The organism is Aminobacter sp. P4_D5 (genome assembly GCF_056401815.1).
Genome location: NZ_JBFUIP010000329.1, coordinates 1 through 2391, shown reverse-complemented (window position 1 = coordinate 2391; position 2391 = coordinate 1). Strand labels below are relative to the sequence as shown.

Below are 2391 nucleotides of genomic sequence, written 5' to 3'. Positions count from 1 at the left end.
GTGGGTCTCGCGTCGTGATCTGCGGACCGTCAGGTTCGGGCAAATCCACCCTGATCCGCTGCCTGAACGGACTTGAAGCCTATCAGCAGGGAAGCGTGACACTGGGCACGACCCGCTTGGGCGACCACGCCAGGGAGACAACACTCGCCCGCCGACAGACCGGCATGGTGTTTCAGAGCTTCAACCTGTTTCCGCATCTGACGGTTTTGTCGAATTGCACCTTGGCCCTGCGCCGCGTGCTTCGCATGCCGCGCAACGAAGCCGACAGCCTGRCACGCCATTTTCTCGAAAAGGTCCGCATTCCCGAACAGGCGCACAAATACCCCGCGCAACTGTCAGGCGGACAGCAGCAACGTGTGGCCATCGCCCGTGCACTGTGCATGAACCCGCGCCTGATGCTGTTTGACGAGCCAACCTCGGCACTTGATCCCGAGATGGTCAAGGAGGTGCTCGACGTCATGACCGGGCTGGCCCACGAAGGCATGACGATGATCTGCGTCACCCACGAGATGGGCTTTGCCCGCGAGGTTGCCGACCAGGTCGTGTTCATGGACCAGGGTTGCATTGTCGAACAGGCGTCGCCGGTGACGTTCTTTTCGACACCCAACCATCCCCGCGCGCGGTCGTTCCTCAACACGCTGTTGCATTGACGGAGAGGTAGGTCATGTCGGCAAACGACACGCGTATCTGGACGGACGTTGATTTTGACAGGGACGGCAAGCAGATCAGTTGCCTGCGACTGCCATTTTCGAGCGACCGCTCCGCCTACGGCACCATTCCGATCCCCATTGTCTGCATCAAGCATGGCAACGGGCCGACCGCCCTGCTTGTCGCCGGCAACCATGGTGACGAGTATGAGGGCCAGGTTGCACTCAGCAAGCTCGCCCGGCAACTTGATGCAAGCGAACTGTGCGGCCGCACCATCATCCTGCCGGCGCTGAACTATCCCGCGGTGGACGCCGGCAAACGGGTGTCACCACTCGATCAGGGCAATCTCAACCGGATGTTTCCTGGCGACGCCAATGGCTCGCCAACCGAGATGATCGCGCATTACGTCTCGAAGGTACTGCTGCCTCGCGCCGACATCGTCATCGACCTGCACTCCGGCGGCACGTCGCTGTTTTATCTGCCCTGCTGCCTGATCCGTACGGGCAGGTCTGAAACCGAAACAGCACAATTCATCGAACTGATGCATGTCTTTGGCGCCCCCATCGGCTCGATCAGTGACGGCTCGGGCGGCGGCGGTGCGACAACACTCTCGGCAACCGCCCAGATGCTCGGCATTCCAGCCCTGACCACCGAACTCGGCGGAGGTGCCTCCATGTCACGGAAAGGCGAAATCCTTGGGCGAGACGGTGTGCTGCGTGTGCTGAAACATATGGGTATCCTTCCCGACGCCATCGTTGAACCAGCGGTAGCGTTGGGAGATGAGGTCCGGGCCGGCGATCTTGCTGGCATCCTCCACCCGATTGAAGGGCCTTCGGAACCGGTCAGAACGGTTCAGTTCGCACAATCTGGCCTCGTCGCTTGCCAAAGAGCCCCTGCCTTGACCGATACAGGAGATTGCCTGTTCAAGCTTGTGGCGGACGTCACCTAAGCCCCTTTGTGCACCACTGACATTGCGTGCCTCTTCGACGCGCAGGCGGCAACGCCCTCGGATTCAACGGTATCGAAGGGATTTTCCGAATGGGCTGAGATGATACGACCAAGCCGCTTCCGCTACGCGTAACGAGCGATGGCTGCCTTGAGCCGAGCGGTAATGGGTTAGCGCGTCCGTCGACCCAACATCTCCGCCGCGATAGCAGCCACACGATGTTGCGAACAACTACACCTCATAGCTTCCATGCCGTGCTCTGGCGCTGCGCCAGTTGTAAATGCTCGGTCTGCTTCACTGTCTGCGCTATGCGCTCATGGGCAGCGAACTGTTGGGCTGCACGCATCACCGGCCAGGCCTCACGCAGCTTCTCGCGCTCGCCGGGACGAAGGCCCTCGGCCGCCTTGTCGAAGAGGCTACCCGACGGCGCCCGAGCGGCATTGACGAGCAACGCCCGTTCGCCAAAACGTTCTGTGACGGCTCGGTTGAAGCCATCGATCTCAAGCTTGACCTCGCGATTGGCGAGGGCAAGGCCAAGAGCAGCAGGAAGATCGTTGCAGTCAATGGCGGCGCGGATGTTTTCCAGCACTGACCTTGCGGCTTGCGACAGCGCCGGGATGTCGATCGAGACACGATGACGAAGAGCCTGCTCCTCGTTCCCGATCCTTGCGGCAGCGACCTGCCGCAGCTGGAGATAACGCTTGATGTCACGCTTCAGCGCCGGCACGTTGACCTCGGCGACACGGCGCGCCTCCTTTTCGGCCTTGCTCGCGAGCAGGCCAGTCCTCCCCCTGAGC

General features: G+C 61.3%; 3 protein-coding genes. 2 read left to right on the top strand and 1 reads right to left on the bottom strand.

Annotation, left to right across the window (positions count from 1 at the left end; translation table 11 throughout):
• Both AC1DWF_RS31495 and AC1DWF_RS31490 read left to right on the top strand, forming a co-directional pair.
• Positions 1 to 650: amino acid ABC transporter ATP-binding protein (locus AC1DWF_RS31495; RefSeq protein WP_476842514.1), on the top strand; the 650-nt coding region annotated here is incomplete at its 5' end.
• A gap of 14 nt (positions 651 to 664) precedes the next feature.
• On the top strand, positions 665 to 1597 hold the full coding sequence (locus AC1DWF_RS31490; RefSeq protein WP_476789500.1) for a succinylglutamate desuccinylase/aspartoacylase family protein: 933 nt from the start codon (positions 665 to 667) through the stop codon (positions 1595 to 1597).
• Positions 1598 to 1832: 235 nt separating this feature from the next.
• On the opposite strand, the gene AC1DWF_RS31485 is transcribed toward AC1DWF_RS31490, so the two are convergent.
• Positions 1833 to 2391 (bottom strand): BID domain-containing protein (locus AC1DWF_RS31485; protein WP_476842513.1); only part of this gene is annotated, 559 nt, incomplete at its 5' end.

Coding starts and splice junctions, on each gene's coding strand:
- AC1DWF_RS31490 (WP_476789500.1), top strand. CDS start 665: ATGTCGGCAAACGACACGCGTATCTGGACGGACGTTGATTTTGACAGG.